This is a genomic window from Haloglomus halophilum (genome assembly GCF_024298885.1).
Taxonomy (GTDB): Archaea; Halobacteriota; Halobacteria; order Halobacteriales; family Haloarculaceae; genus Haloglomus; species Haloglomus halophilum.
The window spans coordinates 3,633,072-3,652,246 of record NZ_CP101166.1 but is presented as its reverse complement, the minus strand read 5'-3'; the positions used below and the strand labels follow the sequence as shown (position 1 = coordinate 3,652,246).

Annotated in this window: 18 protein-coding genes; 6 read left to right on the top strand and 12 right to left on the bottom strand. The window is 70.2% G+C overall.

From position 1 onward, the window contains the following. Position 1: 1 nt before the first annotated feature. The 3 genes from NL114_RS17745 (at position 2) to NL114_RS17735 (ending at position 3,110) form a co-directional block, all read left to right on the top strand. Positions 2-1,489, top strand: coding sequence for a lipase maturation factor family protein (locus NL114_RS17745; protein WP_254822248.1), 1,488 nt, complete (start codon positions 2-4; stop codon positions 1,487-1,489). A 62-nt stretch (positions 1,490-1,551) separates the two neighbouring features. Beyond that, on the top strand, positions 1,552-1,722 hold the full coding sequence (locus tag NL114_RS17740; protein WP_254822247.1) for a hypothetical protein: 171 nt from the start codon (positions 1,552-1,554) through the stop codon (positions 1,720-1,722). Between the two features lie 56 nt (positions 1,723-1,778). Further along, a complete protein-coding gene (locus NL114_RS17735; protein ID WP_254822246.1) occupies positions 1,779-3,110 on the top strand; it encodes a GTPase in 1,332 nt (443 codons plus the stop codon). A gap of 30 nt (positions 3,111-3,140) precedes the next feature. On the opposite strand, the gene NL114_RS17730 is transcribed toward NL114_RS17735, so the two are convergent. The 3 genes from NL114_RS17730 to NL114_RS17720 form a co-directional block, all read right to left on the bottom strand. After that, positions 3,141-4,055, bottom strand: coding sequence for an amino acid kinase family protein (locus tag NL114_RS17730; RefSeq protein WP_254822245.1), 915 nt, complete (start codon positions 4,053-4,055; stop codon positions 3,141-3,143). A 116-nt stretch (positions 4,056-4,171) separates the two neighbouring features. Then, the gene (locus NL114_RS17725; RefSeq protein WP_254822244.1) at positions 4,172-4,447 is read right to left on the bottom strand and encodes a hypothetical protein; all 276 of its coding nucleotides are present in this window, start codon (positions 4,445-4,447) and stop codon (positions 4,172-4,174) included. Positions 4,448-4,613: 166 nt separating this feature from the next. Further along, positions 4,614-6,785: an MmgE/PrpD family protein gene (locus NL114_RS17720; RefSeq protein ID WP_254822243.1), complete on the bottom strand. Its 2,172-nt coding sequence runs from the start codon at positions 6,783-6,785 to the stop codon at positions 4,614-4,616. A 249-nt stretch (positions 6,786-7,034) separates the two neighbouring features. On the opposite strand from NL114_RS17720, the gene NL114_RS17715 reads away from it, so the two are divergent. Then, positions 7,035-8,630, top strand: coding sequence for a GMC family oxidoreductase (locus tag NL114_RS17715; RefSeq protein ID WP_254822242.1), 1,596 nt, complete (start codon positions 7,035-7,037; stop codon positions 8,628-8,630). 17 nt (positions 8,631-8,647) lie between these two features. Here the strand turns inward: NL114_RS17715 and NL114_RS17710 are convergent, their stop codons facing one another. The 4 genes from NL114_RS17710 to NL114_RS17695 all read right to left on the bottom strand — a co-directional run bounded on the left by NL114_RS17710 (position 8,648) and on the right by NL114_RS17695 (position 11,267). Beyond that, positions 8,648-9,634 (bottom strand): patatin-like phospholipase family protein, encoded by a 987-nt coding sequence (locus NL114_RS17710; protein ID WP_254822241.1) that lies wholly within the window; start codon positions 9,632-9,634, stop codon positions 8,648-8,650. Then, entirely contained in the window at positions 9,627-10,484 is an 858-nt protein-coding gene (locus tag NL114_RS17705; RefSeq protein WP_254822240.1) for an SDR family oxidoreductase, read from the bottom strand. Before NL114_RS17705 ends, NL114_RS17710 begins: the two co-directional genes overlap by 8 nt. A 276-nt stretch (positions 10,485-10,760) precedes the next feature. Next, positions 10,761-10,958, bottom strand: coding sequence for a hypothetical protein (locus tag NL114_RS17700; protein WP_254822239.1), 198 nt, complete (start codon positions 10,956-10,958; stop codon positions 10,761-10,763). Positions 10,959-11,084: 126 nt separating this feature from the next. Then, positions 11,085-11,267 carry a hypothetical protein gene (locus NL114_RS17695; protein WP_254822238.1) on the bottom strand — a complete coding sequence of 61 codons (183 nt, stop codon included), beginning with the start codon at positions 11,265-11,267 and terminating at the stop codon, positions 11,085-11,087. Positions 11,268-11,427: 160 nt separating this feature from the next. On the opposite strand from NL114_RS17695, the gene NL114_RS17690 reads away from it, so the two are divergent. Beyond that, the gene (locus tag NL114_RS17690; protein ID WP_254822237.1) at positions 11,428-12,843 is read left to right on the top strand and encodes an FAD-dependent oxidoreductase; all 1,416 of its coding nucleotides are present in this window, start codon (positions 11,428-11,430) and stop codon (positions 12,841-12,843) included. A 429-nt stretch (positions 12,844-13,272) separates the two neighbouring features. Here the strand turns inward: NL114_RS17690 and NL114_RS17685 are convergent, their stop codons facing one another. The 5 genes from NL114_RS17685 to NL114_RS17665 all read right to left on the bottom strand — a co-directional run bounded on the left by NL114_RS17685 (position 13,273) and on the right by NL114_RS17665 (position 18,867). After that, entirely contained in the window at positions 13,273-14,196 is a 924-nt protein-coding gene (locus NL114_RS17685) for a beta propeller repeat protein (RefSeq protein ID WP_254822236.1), read from the bottom strand. Between the two features lie 220 nt (positions 14,197-14,416). After that, positions 14,417-15,130, bottom strand: coding sequence for a helix-turn-helix domain-containing protein (locus tag NL114_RS17680; protein WP_254822235.1), 714 nt, complete (start codon positions 15,128-15,130; stop codon positions 14,417-14,419). Positions 15,131-15,183: 53 nt separating this feature from the next. Further along, positions 15,184-15,774, bottom strand: coding sequence for a hypothetical protein (locus NL114_RS17675; protein ID WP_254822234.1), 591 nt, complete (start codon positions 15,772-15,774; stop codon positions 15,184-15,186). 9 nt (positions 15,775-15,783) lie between these two features. Continuing rightward, a complete protein-coding gene (locus NL114_RS17670) occupies positions 15,784-17,139 on the bottom strand; it encodes an NRAMP family divalent metal transporter (RefSeq protein ID WP_254822233.1) in 1,356 nt (451 codons plus the stop codon). 138 nt (positions 17,140-17,277) lie between these two features. Then, the gene (locus NL114_RS17665; protein ID WP_254822232.1) at positions 17,278-18,867 is read right to left on the bottom strand and encodes a succinic semialdehyde dehydrogenase; all 1,590 of its coding nucleotides are present in this window, start codon (positions 18,865-18,867) and stop codon (positions 17,278-17,280) included. A 133-nt stretch (positions 18,868-19,000) separates the two neighbouring features. On the opposite strand from NL114_RS17665, the gene NL114_RS17660 reads away from it, so the two are divergent. Continuing rightward, positions 19,001-19,174, top strand: coding sequence for a hypothetical protein (locus NL114_RS17660; protein ID WP_254822231.1), 174 nt, complete (start codon positions 19,001-19,003; stop codon positions 19,172-19,174). The last annotated feature ends 1 nt before the right edge of the window (position 19,175 follow it).

Sequence of the window (19,175 nt, the reverse complement as noted above, 5' to 3'; positions counted from 1 at the left end):
CATGGTGCTCTCCGAGCTGGGACTCCCGGCCGGCGGGAGCTACTGGTTCGCCCGCTTCCTCGTCCGGCGGGGACTGGCGCTGCTCTACCTGCTGGCCTTCCTCGTCGCGGCGTTCCAGTTCCGGCCCCTGGCCGGTGAGGACGGGCTCCGGCCGCTTCGTGAGTACATCGAGCGCGCCGAGTTCCGCGAGCGGCCGAGCCTGTTCTACTACGTCCCGAGCGACCGCGCCATCGCCGTCGCGGCGTGGGCCGGGGTCGGGCTCGCGGCGCTCGCGCTCGTCGGTGCCCCGGCCGTCGTCTCGGCGCCGTTCGCGCTCCCGGCCTCGATGCTCCTCTGGTTCCTGCTGTGGGCGCTCTACCAGTCGTTCGTCAACGCGGGTGGCGTCTTCTACGGCTACGGCTGGGAGTCGATGCTGCTGGAGGTCGGGTTCCTCGCGGTCTTCCTCGGTGACCCCGGGACCGCGGCGCCCGGGGTCGTCGTGTGGCTCCTGCGCTGGGTCCTCTTTCGCAACATGTTCGGCGCGGGGCTCATCAAACTCCGCGGTGACGACTGCTGGCGCGAGTTGACCTGTATGGACTACCACTACGAGACCCAGCCAATCCCCAACCCGCTCTCGTGGTACGCCCACCACCTGCCCGACCGGTTCCACCGCGTCGAGACGCTGGGCAACCACGTGGTCGAACTCGCGGTGCCGTTCCTCTACTTCGCACCGCAGCCGTTCGCCGCCATCGCCGGCGTCGCCACCATCGCCTTCCAGGGGTGGCTCATGCTGACGGGCAACTTCTCGTGGCTCAACGCGCTCACCATCGTCCTCGCGTTCAGCACGTTCTCGGACGGCGTCCTCGCGGGACTGGCCCCGGTCGCGGCGCCCGCGACCGCCGCCGCGCCGCTCCCGTTCGTCGTCCTCGTCCTCCTGGTCGCGGCGCTCGTCCTCGCGCTCAGCGTGCGCCCGGCGCTGAACACGGTCTCGGAGACGCAGGTGATGAACACCTCCTACGACCCGCTCCACCTCGTCAACACGTACGGCGCCTTCGGCTCCATCACGCGCGACCGCTACGAGATCGTCGTGCAGGGCACCGCCGACGAGACGGTCGGCCCGGACACGGAGTGGCGCACGTACGAGTTCAAGGGCAAGCCGACCGACCCCGACGAGCGCCCCCGACAGGTCGCGCCGTACCACCTCCGGCTGGACTGGCAGCTCTGGTTCGCCGCGATGGCGCCCACGCCCCGTCGGAGCCCCTGGTTCCCGCGGTTCCTCCGGAAGCTACTGGAGGGCGACGAGGCGACGCGCTCGCTGCTGGCCCACGACCCGTTCCCGGACGGACCACCCGAACACGTCCGCGCCGTCCGCTACCGCTACGCGTTCACCTCGCCCGCCGAGCGGTCCGAGACCGGACGGTGGTGGACCCGGGAACGGGTCGGAACGTACGTGCGGCCCATCTCGGAGGGAGACCTCGGAAGCCGTCGCTTCGGGGCGGGTCTGCGATGAGGACCGCGGGCGTGACTCCCCCGAGGATGTGACTCTTGTTCCCGGGGCGAGATGCCCCCGATATGGAACGGTTCGTCCAGTACATCCTCGGTGGGGGCATCGCGCTCGTCGGCGGCCTCTGGGTGCTGGCCGGCGTCGGGCGGGGAACGCCCGTCTGGGCCGGCGGCCTGGTCGCCGTGCTACTCGGTAGTCTCGGGCTCGCGGTCGGCATCGGCACCGAACTGGCGGTGTGACCAGCGCGGCGGCCGGGTGGCCAACCTTTTACCCCCTGCACGTGCCGCTCTCACCGATGCGCGTACTCGTCATGGGCGCGGCCGGTCGGGACTTCCACGACTTCAACGTCGCCTTCCGGGGCCGCGGGGACATCGAGGTGGTCGCGTTCACCAGCGCCCCCGGACAGAACCTCGGGGAGGTCGAGGGCGGGCACGACCGCTACCCGCCGGCGCTCGCGGGGGAGGGATATCCCGACGGCATCCCCATCGAGCCGGAGGCGGACCTCGAGCGGCTCGTCCGCGAACGGAACGTCGACCGGGTCTACTTCTCGTATTCAGATGTCTCCCACGAACACGTGATGCACGCCGCCTCGCGGGCGATGTCGGCGGGCGCATCGTTCGGCATCCTCGGGCCCGAGGACATCTGTCTGGACGCCGACGTGCCCGTCGTGGCGGTCGACGCCGTGCGCACCGGGTGTGGCAAGTCGCAGGTCGCCGGCGCGTTCGCGGACGCGCTCTCGGGGCGTGGGCTCGACGTGAGTATCGTCCGCGAACCGATGCCGTACGGCGACCTGGCCGAGAGCCGCGTCCAGCGGTTCGGCTCGCACGAGGACCTGGACGCCGCGGACGTGACCATCGAGGAGCGCGAGGAGTACGAACAACACATCGACGCCGGCCACGTCGTCTTCGCGGGCGTCGACTACGCCGATGTCATCTCGGCCGCAGCCGAGGAGGCGGACGTGCTCGTCTGGGACGGCGGGAACAACGAACTCCCCTTCGTCCGCCCGGACCTGCACGTCGTGCTCGTGGACCCGCTCCGCCCGGGTGACGAGACCCGCTACCATCCCGGCGAGACGAACCTCCGGCGCGCCGACGCCGTCGTCTCGAACAAGGAGAACAGCGCCGACCCCGACGACATCGAGCAGGTCGCGGCGAACGTCCGGGACCTCGCCCCCGACGCCGACCTGTTCCACGCCGACTCCGTCGTGACCGTCGATGACCCCTCGCTCGTCGAGGGGGCGTCGGTGCTCGTCGTCGAGGACGGTCCGACACTCACCCACGGCGACGCGAGCCACGGCGCGGGGGCCGTCGCCGCCGACCGGTACGGCGCGGCCGAACGCCTCGACCCCCGCAGCGGCGCCGTCGGCTCCATCGCGGACGTGCTCGAGCGCTATCCACACCTCGACCGCGTGCTCCCGGCGATGGGCTACAGCGACCAGCAGGTCGCCGACCTGGAGGCGACCATCCGCAACGTCGACCCCGAGGTCGTGGTCTCGGGGACGCCCCACGACCTCTCGCGGCGGGTGGACGTGGATGCCCCCATCGTGGACGTGACCTACGAGGTCGACCTCCACGACACGACGTTCGACGGCCTGCTCGACCGGTACGCGGGCCTGCTCGGCAGCTGACCGGGCTCGCGATATACTGACGCGCACCTCTCAGCCGTGGATTCGGGTGCCGGCCTCCCCCTCGACGGCCGCGGCCACGTCGTCCGGATGTACGACGATGGCCCGTTCCCCGCCCCCGTCGAGGAACGCCAGGCAGGCCCGGACCTTCGGCCCCATCGAGCCCTCCGGGAACTCGCCGGCTTCGAGGTGGTCCCGGAGGGCGGCCGCCGACACGTCCGTCAGGGCTCGCTCCTCGTCGGTGCCGTAACCCACACAGATGTGTGGAACGTCGGTGAGGAAGACGAGGTCCGTCGCGTCGACCACCTCGGCGACCTGCCGGGTGGTGTAATCCTTGTCCACGACGGCGGGAACGCCCTCGAACCCGCCCGATGGCTGTTCGACGACGGGAACGCCACCGCCGCCCCCGCAGACGAGCGAGTGGCCGGCGTCGAGGATAGCCTCGATCTCGGGGGCCTCGACGATGCGCTCGGGGCGCGGCGAGCGGACCACGCGCCGGTAGGGCCGCTCGCCGTCGCCGACCGCGCGGGTCTCGAATGGCTTCGACTCGGCCTCGGCGGCGGTGTACCACGGCCCGACCGGCTTGGTCGGCTCGGCGGCCTCGAACGCCTCGCGGTCGACGGCGACCAGCGTCACCAGCGACGCGACGCTCCGGTCGAGGTGCCCGTCGAGCGCCCGCTGGAGGGCGTAGCCGAGCTGTGCCTGTGTCTCGGCGACCAGTACGTCGAGCGGCAGCGACGGCGTCTCGTCGGAGGCCTCCTGTTCGAGCAGGCGGTTCCCCACCTGCGGGCCGTTCCCGTGGGTGAGGACGACCCCGTCGTAGCGGTCACGGACGAGCGGTGCGAGTTCGCCGACCGTCTCGCGGACGGTGGTGACCTGTTCGTCCCACTCGTCCGCGCCGGACTCGGCGATGGCGTTCCCACCGATGGCGATGACGGCTCGCGACACGTCCGGCACCCACGAACCGCCGGAGCAAAAATCGGTGGCCTCCCCGGGAGCGAACCGCACTCGGGGATGCCCCCGTAGCTACGCGGTGCAGGCGAGACAGGGCCGCGTCCGCCGAGTCAGAACGGGACGGTGACGCCCATCGCCATCGTCCCCATCCCGATGGCGGCCAGTCCGACGACGACGAGTCCCAGGGCCAGGACGACCAGCGCGGCCGTCCGGAGCCGGCCCCGTCCCGTGCCCGAGTCGGACCAGGGTTCGTCGCCGGCCCGTCGGCGCTGGCGGAACTCGCTGAACGTGAGCGTCTCCATCCCCTCGTGGCCGCATTCGTGACAGGCCCCCGGCCGCTCCTGATAGAGCTGGTCACAGCGGGCACACGCGAATCCTCCCACCATACCTGCTATTGACTACCCGTTCACCATCGTCCTGCTGCCGGAGTCCACCGGGGGTTGAAGTGTGGGTAGCGGACACACGGCCGCTCTCCGTCCGACACCCGTCGCCGGGAACGGGCGTGACGGCCGCGGAACAGTGCCGTCGAACAGTGCCGTCAGAGCAGCGTCATCAGAGCAGCGCCGTCAGCGCGGTGACCGGGCGCTCCTCGAGTGTGTCGACGTGGCTCAGGATGGTGTCTCGCTTGCCCTCCGGGAGTCGCCGGGCGGTCTCGTGGAACTTCACGTCCGGCGTGTAGGTCTGGATATCGTCGCGGCCGCGGCCGTTGACATCCCGGGTGATACACTGGACGAACGACTCGTAGGTCGCGTCGTCCCCCGCGGCGGTGTCGTCGACGCCGACCGCCGAGCGGAAGGGACCGCCGTCGCTGGTGGTGACGCTGACCTGTGCGCCGAGGACACCGACGCCGAGGTCCGGGGCCTCGTCGAACTTGAACCACAGGTCGCGGATGCGGTCGTCGGCGATGGCATCGCGCTCGTACTGCCGGTCGGTGAGTTCGCCGTGAAGGAGCGCGGCGGCGAGCGGGTAGCGGCCGCCGAACAGGAGCGAGATGTAGGTCCAGTCGGGCTGGTCCTCGTCGAGGACACGGTCGAGGACGGCGTCGTCGGCCTCGTTGAACATCGTTGCCGTCGAGGCCATGGGGAGGTTCATGTGGACACGGACCGACTCGACGTTCGACGGGTCTGTGGGGTCGATTCCCTCCTCGACCAGCTGTCCGCGGACGTTGAGCATCGCCTGGATGGCGGTCATGGTGAAGCCGTCGCAGGGGTAGCGCTTGTTGAAGTACTGCTCCCGGCGGAAGCCCCACTGGTCGACGGGCGTCCCGTCGGTCGCGAGGTCGTCGACGGCGGGCCACATGTCGCGGGGGCTGCGCACGTCGGAGACACGGTAGCAGTAGCCCAGCGGGTTCTCCAGCAGGTCGCGGCGGCCCGACAGGCCGTCACGGGCGAAGAGGGCCGCTCGGACGCCGGTCCCGGTCGGGTCCGCCGTGACCATCCCCTTCGCGTCGGCGGTCCACGCCGGGATGGAGGTGAGCTGTGGCTGCGTGGCGGCCGTGCCGACGGCGTCCTGCAGTTGCCCGGCGTCGAGGCCGAGGAGTTTGCCGGCCACGAGCGGCGTCTGGACCTGATGGAGCGGGAGCGCCTGTCCCGTGTTCGTCAGGTCCGTCATGAACTGGCTGGTCCGGGCGAGCACCTCGTTGCCGGCGACGATGGCCGTGATGAGTTCCTTCCCCGAGACGGGCTGGCCCTCGGTGCTCGCGGCCTCTGCCGCGGCGAGGGCGGCCGGGATGATGGCCGCGCCCGAGTGTGCGAGGTTGGTCCAGTCCTCCCACTCCAGCACCTGGCAGAGGTAGCTGTTGGCCATCGCGGCCTCGTGGGGGGAGGCCGAATCGAAGCCGACGACGGTCGCGGGGCCCTCGCTGAAGCCGACCGTCGAGTCACAGAAGGTGCGTCCCGGCTCCGTGGCACCGCCCGCGACCATGCAGCCGAGCATGTTCTTCAGCTGCTCCTTGGCGAGTTGCACCTGCTCCTCGCCCAGCCGGTCGTAGGAGAGCGCCGCGACCCACTCGGCGAACTCGCGGGTCAGGTCGGGGGCGTCGTTGGTGCCGAACGCGCGCTCGCGAACCTCGCCCTCCGGGTCGTTCTGGACGCGGTTGACCGTCGCGAACGAGGCCGGCTCCCCCTCGCACTCCGGGACGCCGCCGCGCTGGAAGAACCCCTCCAGCGTCTCGGCCGTGAACCGCGGGTCCGCGTCCGGGTGCGGGACGTGCGCGAGGACGTACATCACCAGCACCAACCCCACCAGCGTGTTCGCGTCGTCCTTGTTCGGGTAGGTGTCGCCCGCGAGGATGGGCGCGAGGCCGGTGTAGTCGCCGTAGAGGACGGCTTCCCAGTCCCCCTCGTCCATCGTCAGTTCGGCGTGGGCCGTCGGCGTCACGCCGGGTGTCGCCGTCGCGCCCGCGGTCCCGAGCGTGAGCGTGTACGAGCGCGCCGGGTCGGCCTCACCATCCGTGTCGTCGTCGGTCTCCGGCTGGACGACGTGGACGTTGTACGTCTGGTTGGTGAGGAAGCGGCCGAAGCGCGTGGCCGTGATGATGGGGCCGCCGGCGGCCCACTTCGTCGCGAACAGTTCCAGCCCCGCCTCGACGCTGCGTGCTTCCTCGGGGACCGCCGTGGCGGTCTCCTCGGCGTCGACCTCCTCGACGGCGTGCTTGCCGAGCAACGCGAGCGACCCCAGCCCGCCGATTCCCTGGAGTACCGACCGCCTGTCGAATCCGTTCATACACCCCGATTCCGGCACTCCCGCATGGTCCTGTTCCCGTTCAAGTAGGGCTGTATATACCACGACGCGTCCGATGGAGCGGGCGCTCCGTGGCGAGCGGTCTCGGAACGGGGACCGAGCGGTCCGGTCGCCGCCGACCGACCACCCCTCCGCCCCCGCTGGGCAGCGGCGCGTGGTACGTGCCGCAGTCACCGTGTTCCCGGGCGCCATCGGGCGAAGCGTTATGCCGTCGCCGTGAGGTGTGTGCCCATGCCACCACGAACGGCCACCTACGATTACGTCATCGTGGGCGCCGGCTCCGCGGGCTGTGTGCTCGCGAACCGACTGAGCGCGGACGACCAGACGACGGTCCTCCTGCTGGAGGCGGGCGAGCCGGACGACCAGCGCGAGATACATATCCCGGCCGCGTTCCCGGAGCTGTTCCACGAGGAACCGGACTGGGACTACCACACCGAGCCCCAGGACCAGATGAACGGCCGGGAGCTGTACTGGCCCCGTGGGAAGACGCTCGGCGGGTCCTCCAGCATCAACGCGATGATATACATCCGCGGGCACGCCGCGGACTACGACGAGTGGGCCAGCCGGGGCAACGAGGGCTGGGGGTACGACGAGATGCTGCCGTACTTCGAGCGCGCGGAGGACTTCCGGCCCGGGAACCGGGAGTACCACGGCACGGACGGGCCACTCGCCGTGAGCGAACCGCAGTCGCCCCGCGGGATCTCGGAGACGTTCGTCGACGCGGCCGCCGAGGTCGGGTACGAACGCAACGACGACTTCAACGGCGCCCAGCAGCAGGGCGTCGGGCTCTACCATCTCACGCAGAAGAAGGGCCGGCGCCACAGCACCGCCGACGGCTACCTGAAGCCGGTCCTCGACCGGGCGAACCTGACCGCGAAGACGGGCGCGCACGCCACGAAGGTCGTTCTCGAGGACGGGCGCGCGACGGGCGTCGAGTTCGCACACGAGGGCGAGCGCGTGGTCGCGGACGCGAGCGAGGAGGTACTGGTCTCGGCGGGCGCCGTCGACTCGCCGCAGCTCCTGATGCTGTCGGGTATCGGCCCCGCCGACCACCTCCAGGAGCACGGCATCGACGTGGAGCGTGACCTGCCCGTCGGCCAGCACCTCCAGGACCACCTGTTCGCGTTCGTCGTCCACGAGGTCGATGCCGGCTGGCACTCGACGCTGGACGACGCCGGGAGCCCCATCGACCTGCTGCTCTACTTCGGGGCGAACCGGGGGCGACTCACCTCGAACGTGGGGGAGGGCGGCGGCTTCATCCGCGCCGGAACCGCCGACGACCTCGACGCACCGGACCTGCAGTTCCACTTCGGCCCGACGTACTTCATGCGCCACGGGTTCGACAATCCCGAGGAGGGGCGCGGGATGTCCATCGGCGCGACCCAGCTCCGTCCGCAGAGTCGCGGCGAGATCCGCCTCGCCTCCGCGGACCCCTTCGACGACCCAGCTATCGACCCGAACTACCTCGACGAACAGGCCGACGTGGACGCGCTCGTCGAGGGACTCCGGCGGGCCCGGGAGATCGCGGGGGCCGAGCCGTTCGACGACGTGCGCGGGGACGAGGTCTGGCCCGGCGAGGACCGAACGACCGACGAGGAGCTGGCCGAGCACGTCCGTGAGACCTCCCACACCGTCTACCACCCGGTCGGCACCTGCCGGATGGGGAGCGGCGACGACGCCGTGGTCGACGACAAACTCCGGGTTCACGGCGTCGAGGGGCTCCGTGTCGTCGACGCCTCGATCATGCCGACGCTCACCGGCGGGAACACGAACGCGCCGACGGTCGCCATCGCCGAGCGGGCGGCCGACCTCATCCGCAGCTCCTGAGCCGCCCGCCGCCCGGCTCAGCGCTCCCCGAGGAACGCTTCCGCCGTCGCCTCGCCCTGGTCCATCAGCCCCATCAGGAAGTCGGACGACCGGTCGAGTTTGCTCGGCTGGTCGAACTCCTGGTCGAGTTCGATACGGCGGACGCTGGTCCGCGAGAAGTCCGATTCCGGGAGGTGGCCCTGGTCGATCCAGTCGTTGACCTGCTGGATGAACCGGAGCTCCTTGTTGAGCGAGATGTTGCCCGAGAGCTCGTTCCGGCGGTCGGCGATCTCGGACGGGGAGGTGGGGAGGTCCTCACGCTCCTGTGGGTTGATCTGGACGACCCAGAGCTCGTCGGGCTTGCGTTCGGCCGCGACGTGGAGCAGGTCACGGACCGGCGGGTTCTGACTGAACAGGCCGTCCCAGTGGTAGTGGTCGTGGATCTCGACGGCGGGGAACAGCTCGGGGACGGCGGCCGACGCCAGCACCGCGTCGGCGGTCACGTCACGGTCGGTGAAGGTCTCGAACTCGCCGGCGTTGATGTCGACCGTTCCGACGACGAGATGAGGGTGGTGCTCGTGGTCACAGAGGTCGCGGACCGCCTCGAAATCGACGTGTCGCTCGATCACCTCGCGGAACTGCTCCTGTGCCGCCGTCGCCGACGGGAGGTAGTAAGGACTCACGTGCGGGACCGGGAAGCCGCTGGCCTCGACGCGGTTGAACCAGACGAGCGAATCGTTGGTGAACCTGGAGACGGGGTCGTCGGCCGCGATGTCGGCCCAGACGGCGTCGAGCAGGTCGCAGGCCCGCTCCGGGCCGTCGGTCGTGAGTCCGTACCACGCCGTGACGGCGTTGACCGCGCCGCCCGAGGTCCCCGAGAGGCCGACGAGGGTGTCGTCGGCGTCCCAGTTCCGCAGGAGCCCTCGGAGCACGCCGGCGGTGAAGGCCGTGTGACTGCCGCCGCCCTGGCAGGCGATGGCGACGTTCGGCCCCTCGTCGGCGGCCCCCTCGAGGACATCACTCATAGGTGGTCGTGTAGCCGCCGTCCCAGAGCATGTCGCCGCCGTTGAGATGCTGGCCGTGCGAGGAGAAGCCGAAGGTGAACAGGTTCGCCACCTGCGGGGGCGTCATCATCTCCTTCGTCCGGGCCTGGCCGAGCATCACGTCCTCGACGACCTCGCTCTCGGAGATGCCACGCTCCTGGGCGGTGTCGGCGATCTGGTTCTCCATCAGGGGCGTCAGGACGTAGCCGACCGACACCGAGAACGACCGGAGCGAGCCCGCGCCCTCGGCCGCGATGGAGCGGGTCAGCCCCCGCAGGCCGTGCTTGGCGGTGATGTAGGCCGCCTTGTCCTGCGTGGCGTAGTGGCCGTGGACCGAGCACATGTTGCCGATGGCCCCGGTCCCGTCGTCGGCGTCCCGGATGTGTGGCATCGCGTGCTTGGCCGTGAGGAAGGGTGCGCGCAGCATCACGTCCAGCAGGAGGTCGTACTTCTCCATCGGGAAGTTCGAGATGGACGAGATATGCTGCATCCCGGCGATGTTGGCCACGTAGCGCAACTGTCCGGCTTCGGCGGCGGCCTCGACCATCGCCGCCACGTCCTCGTCGTCGGTGAGGTCCGCCGGGGCCTCGTGGAACGCGCCCTCGTCGGCCACGTCCGCCACGATGTCGGCGGTTCCCTCCAGCCCCTCCTCGTCGATATCGGCGCCGACGACGGTGAGACCGGTGGCAGCGAGGCCGGCCGCCGTGGCCCGGCCGATGCCGGACGCGGCGCCCGTGACGAGCGCGACGTTGTCGGGGGTGAAACGGGGGTCGTCGAGCGTGAGGAGCGACTCACGGGTGAGCTCCGTGTCAGGAAGGTCGGCATCGGACATACTCACCGGCACACGCGGGGAGGACAAAACGCTACGCCCGTCGCGCGGTGGCGTGCCCCGGGCCGGGTCAGCAACTCGGCGCTCGCCACGAGCGCGCCGACCACCGCGAACACGCCCTCCGCGCCGCCGCCGTAGCGGAAGCGACGCCCCATCCCGGCCAACGTGTAATCACCGGGACACGCTCATCCAGACAGATTGTGCAATATTCGATGATGGGGTGAATTATTCCCCATACACGCCGAATAATGTTCGAATGGAGTGGAGAACTGAGTTCCGTCAGACCAGATCGGCCCGATTCGCGTATACCGAGGACTGGATCCAGGCGTCCTCGTTCTCCACGTCGTACACGAGGAGGTCGCCGTCGTCGGCCTCGACATCGTCGTACCGTGACAGCGAAGCGGCGTCGATGCCGAGGGTCGGGTATCGTCGGTTCGACCGGTCGTCCGCGTCCAGTTCGGTGTCGGGAGTGTCCACGTCGTAGCGCCTCGTTGGGCCGGCTACACGGGACCCCGACATAGGTCTTTCCGGACCCGGACCACGCCGACAGATAGCCCCGGATGCCGCCGGATAGCGTGGGACGAAGCCATCACTGCCCGGCAGCTAGAGCATCGTCCCGCGGGGAACGTACAGGTCGGCCTGGACCCACGCGGTCTCGTCGTCGCGGTCGTAGACGAGCAGCTGTCCGTCCTCCGTCCCCACGTCGACGAACCGGTCGAGCGGGACGGCGTCCACGCCGATGGTCGGACGGTCGCGCTCGGAACGCTCGTCCGTTGTCGCCACCATGCTGGTCACCTCCTACCTGCTAGTTACCGCCCGATACTGTTAAATGTTAGCACACCACACGTCTGTTCCGTACCGCAACATAACCGCGAAATTCGTCTCCCGCGCTCCGAGCGCGCACATGCCCGGTAGATGCAAATGCCCGCCGCCCCCCGGCGGAACCATGACGGACCCGTTCGTCGTCGTCGGTGGTGACGCGGCCGGACTGAGCGCGGCCAGCAAGTGCAAGCGCGAGGACCCGGACCGCGAGGTGCTCGTCTTCGAGAAGGGGGCGTGGGTGTCGTACGCCCACTGCGGCATGCCCTACTACGTGAAGGGCGAGATCGAGTCGCTGGCCGACCTCCTGTCGCTCACCCCCGACGAGGTCCGGGAGCGCGACATCGACCTCCGGCGCGAACACGAGGTCGTCGCGGTGGACACGGACCGACAGACGGTCGCGGTCGAGGGGCCGGACGGCCGGTTCGAACAGTCGTACGGGGACCTGCTCGTCGCCACGGGCGCTCATGCCACGACGGACCCCATCGACGGCTTCGAGCTGTCGGGCGCGTTCACGATGCACAGCATGGACGCGACGGCGGCCCTCCGCGCGTTCCTCACGCCGCCGGACGAACCCGTCCGGGGCGCGGACGTGGAGTACGTGGACGCGGCGCGCGTGGCCGCGTACGCCGACCGCGAGCCGCCCGAGTCGGCCGCCATCGTCGGCGGGGGGTACGTGGGCGTCGAGATGGCCGAGGCGTTCAGCGCACACGGCCTCGACGTCCACCTCTTCCAGCGGCCCGAACGGCTCGTTCCACCCTTCGGCGAGGCCGTCGGCGAGGTGGTGGCCGAGGAACTCCGCGACCGGGGCGTCACACTCCACCTCTCGACCGAGGTCGAGCGGCTGGAGGGCGAGGAGACGGTGGAGGCTGTCCGTGCCGGCGGAGAGACGGTCGAGACGGACACCGCCGTGGTCGGCATCGGCGTCCGGCCGAACACCGCTCTCCTCGACGGAGCGCCGGTCGAGTGCGGCGACAGCGGCGCGGTCGTCGTGGACGAGTACGGCGAGACGACCGTCGACGGCGTCTACGCCGCGGGCGACTGCTCGGAGTCCCGTCACGTCGTCACGGGCGAGTCCGACTGGGTCCCGCTCGGCCTGACCGCCAACCGCGAGGGCCGTGCGGTCGGGGCGACGGTCGCCGGGGCCCCGTCCCGGGTCGGCGGTATTGCCGGCACAGCGGTCGTGAAGGCCTTCGACCAGGAGTGTGGCCGCTCCGGACTCCTCGACCACGAGCGGGCACGGGCGGCCGGCTTCGACCCCGTCTCGGAGACGGTCACCGCGGGGTCGCGGTCCGGATACTACCCGGGGAACGCGGAGACGCGCGTGACGCTCTGTGCGGACCGGGAGAGCGGCCGGTTGCTCGGCGGGAGCATCGTCGGTACCGACCGCGCGGCCGTCCGTATCGATACCGTTGCGACGGCACTGGAAGCCGGACTGACCGTCGCGGAACTCGAGCGGACGGACCTGGCGTACGCGCCGCCGTTCAGCCCCGTCTGGGACCCGGTGCTCGTGGCGGCGAAGGTGCTCGCGGGAGAGGTGTGAGGCCGGCTGGGCTCCTCGCCGCTGGCGGTGGACGGAACGGCGAAGGGGGAAGGGGAAAGGGGTGGGGGGCGCGGAGCCCGCTGCCGCGGCACGCTCGTGCCCGGGCCGCGTCGGCGCTGCCGTGGCCGACCGAGTCACCATGTCCAGACTCGCGCTCTCGGCTGACGGGTCGCGGCCGGTTCGGGGCGAGCAGTTCCGTGCCGCCCCCATCACTGGCGAGGGGTGACACGACACTGTGACTGCTGGCGAACTGTTCGGGACCTTATATGCGGATGCAGCCAGAGAGAGCGCCGGAACCGTCCACGAGCAGGCGGTTGTCCGGTGATACAGACGGCGAGAGAACAGGAGCACGCGGAGCGAGCGGCGAAAGCGGCGGTGAGAACGAACGGCGGACAGCGGGAGTGGGGACGTGAACGGCGACCGTCGCGCCTACTTCCGGGCGATGACGGTGCCACCGGCACCGACAGCGAGCGGCGTGGGGCCGTCGACGACGGATTTCAGGTTGTCGCCCGTGGGTGTGGCCTCCTGGGCCCACTTCGAGCCGTCACGGCGGAAGACGGCGCCGCCGCCGCCGACGGTGTAGGACACCTCGCCGACGCTCACGTCGCGGAGTTGAGCGTCGCCGAGGTCGGTCCGGGTCCACTTCGACCCGTCCCACTCGAGGACGGTCCCGCCGCCACCGACGACGGTCACGTCGTCGAACGCGTCGGAGTCGACGCCGAAGAAGTTGTTGTTGGCGTCGGCGACGCCGATCTTCTCGTAGGTGCCGCCGTCGTCGGTCTCGAAGACGGTCTTGTTCCCGTCGACCGCGTGGCCGTCGCGGCCGGCGAAGAAGTCGACGGCGTTGACCGCCGACCCGCTCCCGGGGGTCGTGTAGTCCCAGGTGCCGGTCTTCCCGCCGTCGAAGGAGGAGTAGATCTTCCCGGAGTCACCCGCGACGTAGACGTTCGTCCCGTTCGGGGTGGTCTCGGTGCTCACGTCGTTGAAGTTGTTCGTCACGTCCATCGGCGCGGAGTAGTCCTCCAGGTTCCCGGTCTCGACGTTGTACATCCCGATCGCGCCGGAGGAGCCGACGAACCAGAGACAGGACCCGTGGCACGAGACATCGGACCCGTAGAGGGAGTTGCCGTTGCCGGTCGGGCCGCCGTCGAGGACCTTCGTCCAGCCGGCCTCGTCGCGCCGCAGGACGACGCCGCCGGCGCCGACCGCGTACGCACCATCGCTCGTGTACTCCACGTCGTAGATGGTGCTTCCGGTGGGGGTCTCCTCGACCGTCCACTCGGCATCCGAGTCGGCGGCAGCGGCGCTTCCGACGACGGTCGTCGCGACCGCCGTCCCGGCGATGCCTCGCATGAACGCACGTCGGGTCGTACCTTCCTGCATCACACTCCTTCGTAACGGGGGAGCCACACAATCGATGACGGCGAACAGTTCGGGGCCTTTTGTAGTACGGCAGAACCGCACGAGGAATGCGAGATTTCGCTACCGGCTGAAGCGAAAACGGGTCGGGAGCAGCCGAGTGGGGACGACTCCCACCTTCGCGTATCGGGCGACGAACGGAAGCGCCGGGCACTCAGTCGGGCGTGTCGAACGCCTGCTGCACGAGTTCGCGCTGGACCGCGCGGAGGTGTTCGGAGAGCGTGGCCTTCGCGATGCCGAGGTCGTCGGCGACGTCGGCCGCCGAGGGTCCGTCGGGGTCGAAGTAGCCGCGTTCGACGGCCGCGCGTGCGACCTCGCGCTGGCGGTCGGTCAGCACGTCGATGTCGAGGATGGTCGTCTCGGAGGCCGCCGAGACGCCCTCCGGGGCGTCGTCCCCGGCGCGGATGAGCTGTTCCAGCTCGACCACGTAGTCGGCCGCGCCGAACGACTCGATGACGCGCTCGACCTCGCGCGTGTCCAGGGCCGCGAACGAACAGCGGAGCGCGTCACCCTCCCAGCGCGTGTGATACGCGTCGATGGGGAGGAAACCGAAGCCGTGGCCCAGGCAGTGCCCGTGGCCGCAGGCGGACAACGTTCCGTCCTCGGTCCGGACGAGTGAGGGGAGTCGACAGACCGTGCCGTCGCCGGCGCGGACGATGGGGTGCGCGCCGAGTTCGACCAGCCGTTCCTCGGGGGCGGACTCCACGACCACCTGCGGCGCTCTGCCGGGTGCGCCGGGTGCGACCAGCTCGCGGATGCCGAACTCGCCGGCCAGCCGCGTGACGGGGCAGTCACGAACGGGCCGAACCACCACCCGGGCGTGGACTGCGCTCGAGCTCGCGAGCGGTGAGGACGCCGGCTTCGACATGCTTGCTGCTCCGGTGTACCTCTTGTGACAAAAGCGTTCCCGGAACTGGGCGTTCAACCGGAGCCGTCGAGCCGCACCCGCCGGTCCACCCAGTCGGTCAGTCGCTCGAGTGCCGTCCGCTCGGTGTCACTCACCGGCCCCTCACCCAGATCACCGTCGAACGCGTTGGCCACGACCAGCGAGGCACCGTCACACGCCGCGTCGAGCGGCGACGGGTCGCCTGTGGCCTGGAACGGGATGGTGGCGTCGTTGACGAAGACCGCGCGTGCGGGCGGGGCGGCGTCGAATAGCCGCTCGGCATTGCGTGCGTTCGCACGCGCCAGCTCGATTGCACGCTTCTGGTCGCCCCCGCTCCCGGCGCGCGGCGCGTGCGCGACGAGCGTCCCCGTCCACGCGACGCGGGGAACGTCGAACCGGTCGAGCCGCCCGCCCAGAACCGTTCCGTCGCGGACGACCGTCGGCGCGAAGTCGAGTACGACCACGCCCGTCCTCCCGTACCGGTCGACGTACTCGCGGAGCGCGGCCGCCGTCCGTCGTGTCTTCCCCGCGTTCGAGGGGCCGGTCAGCAGCGTCCGGCCGGTGGCCGGAACCCTGGGGGCGAGGGCGTCGCTCGCGTCCGTCGGCCCGTCCTCACCGTCTGGCACGGGACGCACTCAGTCGGCCGGCTCGGCGGCCGGCGCATCACCCCGGTGGAGGAGGAACTTCGCACCCAGACCGACGGTCGCGATGGCCAGCACCACCGCGAACACGACCGAGAGCGTGCTGGCCGGCGAGGTGAGGAGTGCCGTCCCGACGCCGCCCTCCGCGGACAGGAGTCCCCGGGCGGTCCCGTAGACGGAGTCGGCCGCGACGTAGGAGACGAACGCGAACAGCAGGACGCCGGCACCCGTCATCGCCCGGGAGGGCCGAACCGAGACGGCATCGCTGTGGAGCAGGTAGAGGACGACCGCGAGCGCGAACGGCGTCCCCACGGTGCCGATGACGAGTGCCTGGAGCAGGAGCGGGATGAAGTTCCCGCCGACGAAGGCGCCGGCCGCGGAGACGAGCGCGGTCACCGCGATGAGCGCACGGTAGCGGGTGTCCTCGACGGTGGTCTCCCAGCCGAGCTTGTCGGCGACGAGGAACGGCGGGACCACCGTGTTCCCGCCGAGCGTCGAGACGGCCGCGCCGAGGATGCCGACGAGGAACAGCGTGACGGCGGCACCACCGGCCACCGGTTCCAGCGCGCTCGCCGCGGCGCCGGCGGTCGGGGCGACGCTCTGCCCCCCGATGGCCCCCGCGAGGACGAGGAAGATGGCGATGCTGTAGACACCGAAGGCGGCGAGCATCGAGGCCCCCGCGTCGAACACGGCGAGGTCGTAGTCCTCGCTCCCCCAGCCACGGGCGTGCATCGTGTAGGTGTGCATCGTGATGAGCGTGATGTGGACCGCACCACCCAGCACGCCGGCGATGGCGTCGGCCGACCCGGGCGGCGAGACGGGGACGAGTCCGGCCGCGGCCGCGCCGAGGTCCGGTGGCACGACGACGAGCGTGGCGAGGAAGACGAGCACGACCGCCGAGACGATGACCTTCGCGCCGACCTCGGCGACGCGATAGCCGCCGCCCGCGAGCCCCACGACGAGCACGAGCGCCCAGACGACGCCCCAGACCCTGGCGTCCAGCCCCAGCAAGGTGCTGGAGATGTCCGCCAGCGTCTTCATGATGAGCAACTGGGCCACCATCGACACGATGACGGTGTCGGCGACGAGCAGCCACGCCCAGCCCTCACCGAGGTGGTCCTCGACGGTGGCCACGATGCCCCGCTCCGTGCGCGTCCCGAGCCGCGCGGCGAGCAGGAGCGCGAGGAAGCCGGCCGGTGCTGACAGCAGGACGACCCAGAGCAGGTCGTAGCCGAAGCCGGCGGCCGCCGCCACCAGCGACCCGATGGTCGCCGGGCCGGCCGCGATGGCACCGGCCACCCAGCCGGGGCCCATATCTCGCAACCCGTTGCGGATGCGTACGGTGTTCATACAGCGGCCTCCGGACGGTTTCGGCTTAACCCTTTACACTCGGTGGTATTACTGGGTGGCAACCGTGACGAACGACGGACGCGTCGCTGGCCGGCGCGTCCGTCGAAAGAAGCCGGATATCGCTCGCAGCCGGCCGGCTTACCGCAGGCCGGGAACCTTCTCGATGAGGCGGAGCGCGTAGTTGACGCCCTTCGCGTAGATGCCGTACGGGACACCCGGCGGTGCGGACATGGTGCCGGCCTGCTGGAGCGTCACGTTCTGTGATTCGGTGTACTTGAGCAGCCCCTCCGAGGCGTGGCGGCGGCCGATGCCGGAGTTCTTCATGCCGCCCATCGGGGCGTCGGTGGCGGCGAAGGCCGCGGCGTAGCCCTCGTTGACGTTGACGGTACCGCACTCGATCTGCGAGGCGAGTTCGACGCCGCGGTCGTAGTCCTCGGTCCAGACGGAGCCGTTCAGCCCGTACTCCGAGTCGTTAGCCAGTTCGATGGCCTCCTCCTCGTCGGAGAACTCGTAGATTCCGACGACCGGCCCGAACGTCTCGTCACAGCACGGGAGGCTGTCCTCGGGCACGTCGGTCAGGATGGTCGGCTCGTAGAACGACGGGCCCACGTCCGGGCGTGCGGTGCCGCCGGTCAGCACGTTCGCGCCCTTCGCGCGGGCGTCCTCGACGTGCTCCTCGACCTTCTCCAGATGGTCCTCGCTGATGAGACAGCCCAGGTCGTAGGAGTAGTCGTAGCCCGTGCCCAGTTCCATCGCCTCGGTCTGACGGACGAACTCCTCGACGAACTCCTCTCTGATGGACTCGTGGACGTAGAGGCGCTCGATGGAGATACACAGCTGGCCGGCGTTCGTGAAGCAGCCCCGGACCAGCCCCTCGGCGGCCTTCTCGATGTCGGCGTCCTCGCAGACGACGGCGGGGTTCTTGCCGCCGAGTTCCATCGAGGACTTCGTGAGCTGCTCGGCGGCCTTCGCCGCGAGCATGCTCCCGGTCTCGGAGGAGCCGGTGAAGGCCAGGAAGTCGCACTCCTCGATGAGCGGGTCGCCCAGCTCCGGCCCGTAGCCGGGGACGATCTGGTAGAGGTCGCTCGGGAGCCCGGCGTCCTCCAGGAGCTCCTTCGACTTCAGCGCGCTGTACGGCGTGTCCGGCGCGGGCTTGATGACGACCGCGTTGCCCGCGAGCAGCGCGGGGATGGCGTCGGAGATGGTGAGGCTCAGGGGGTAGTTCCACGGCGTTATCATCCCGACGACGCCGACGGGCTGGTGGTACTCCCAGGTCTTCTGTGCGCCCGGAATGCCGGACTTCTTGCGCTTGCGAGAGAGCAGGCCCTCCGCGCGGTGGCCGTAGTAGCGCGCGTTCATCGCCACGTCCATGACCTCCTCGTGGGCGTGCTTCCGGGACTTGCCCGTCTCGACCTGCACGACGTCGAGGAACTCACCGTCCCGGTCGAGCACCTTGTCGTGGGCGTCGAGGATGATCTCCTCGCGCTCCTCGACGGGCCGGGCCGCCCACTCCTCCTGGGCCTCGCGAGCACGCTCGAACGCCTCGCGCATGTCGGCCTCCTGGCAGGCCGGGAGCGTCCCGGCGGTGTCGCCGGTGAACGGCTCGCTCACGTCGAACGTCTCCGTGACGCCGTCGGCCAGCGTGACGTACTTGCCCAGCCCCGCGATGCGCTCGTCCTCCTCGGCGGACTCGATGTCGAACTCGCCCGCTTGTTCGCTGACGGTCATATGCCGGGTATCCGGTCGGCTCCTCCTTAAGGGTGTAGCACGGTACGCGGGGGAGTATTAAACAGAAGACGAGGCTATGAACCGCGTGGACCGGGGCACAAAGCTTACCAACCGGAGAGAGCTAACCGAGCATATGACCGAGGAGGCCGCCCGTGTTTTCGACGAGGCGGCGGCGTCGGACCGGAGTGCAGAGAAGGCGTTCAGCGATGCCCAGCGCTTGAACCGTCAGGTCGACTGGAACCTCCGAGCGATGCTCGACCGTGGGGACGACACGGAGCTGACTCCGGCGGTCCGCCGTATCGAGTGAC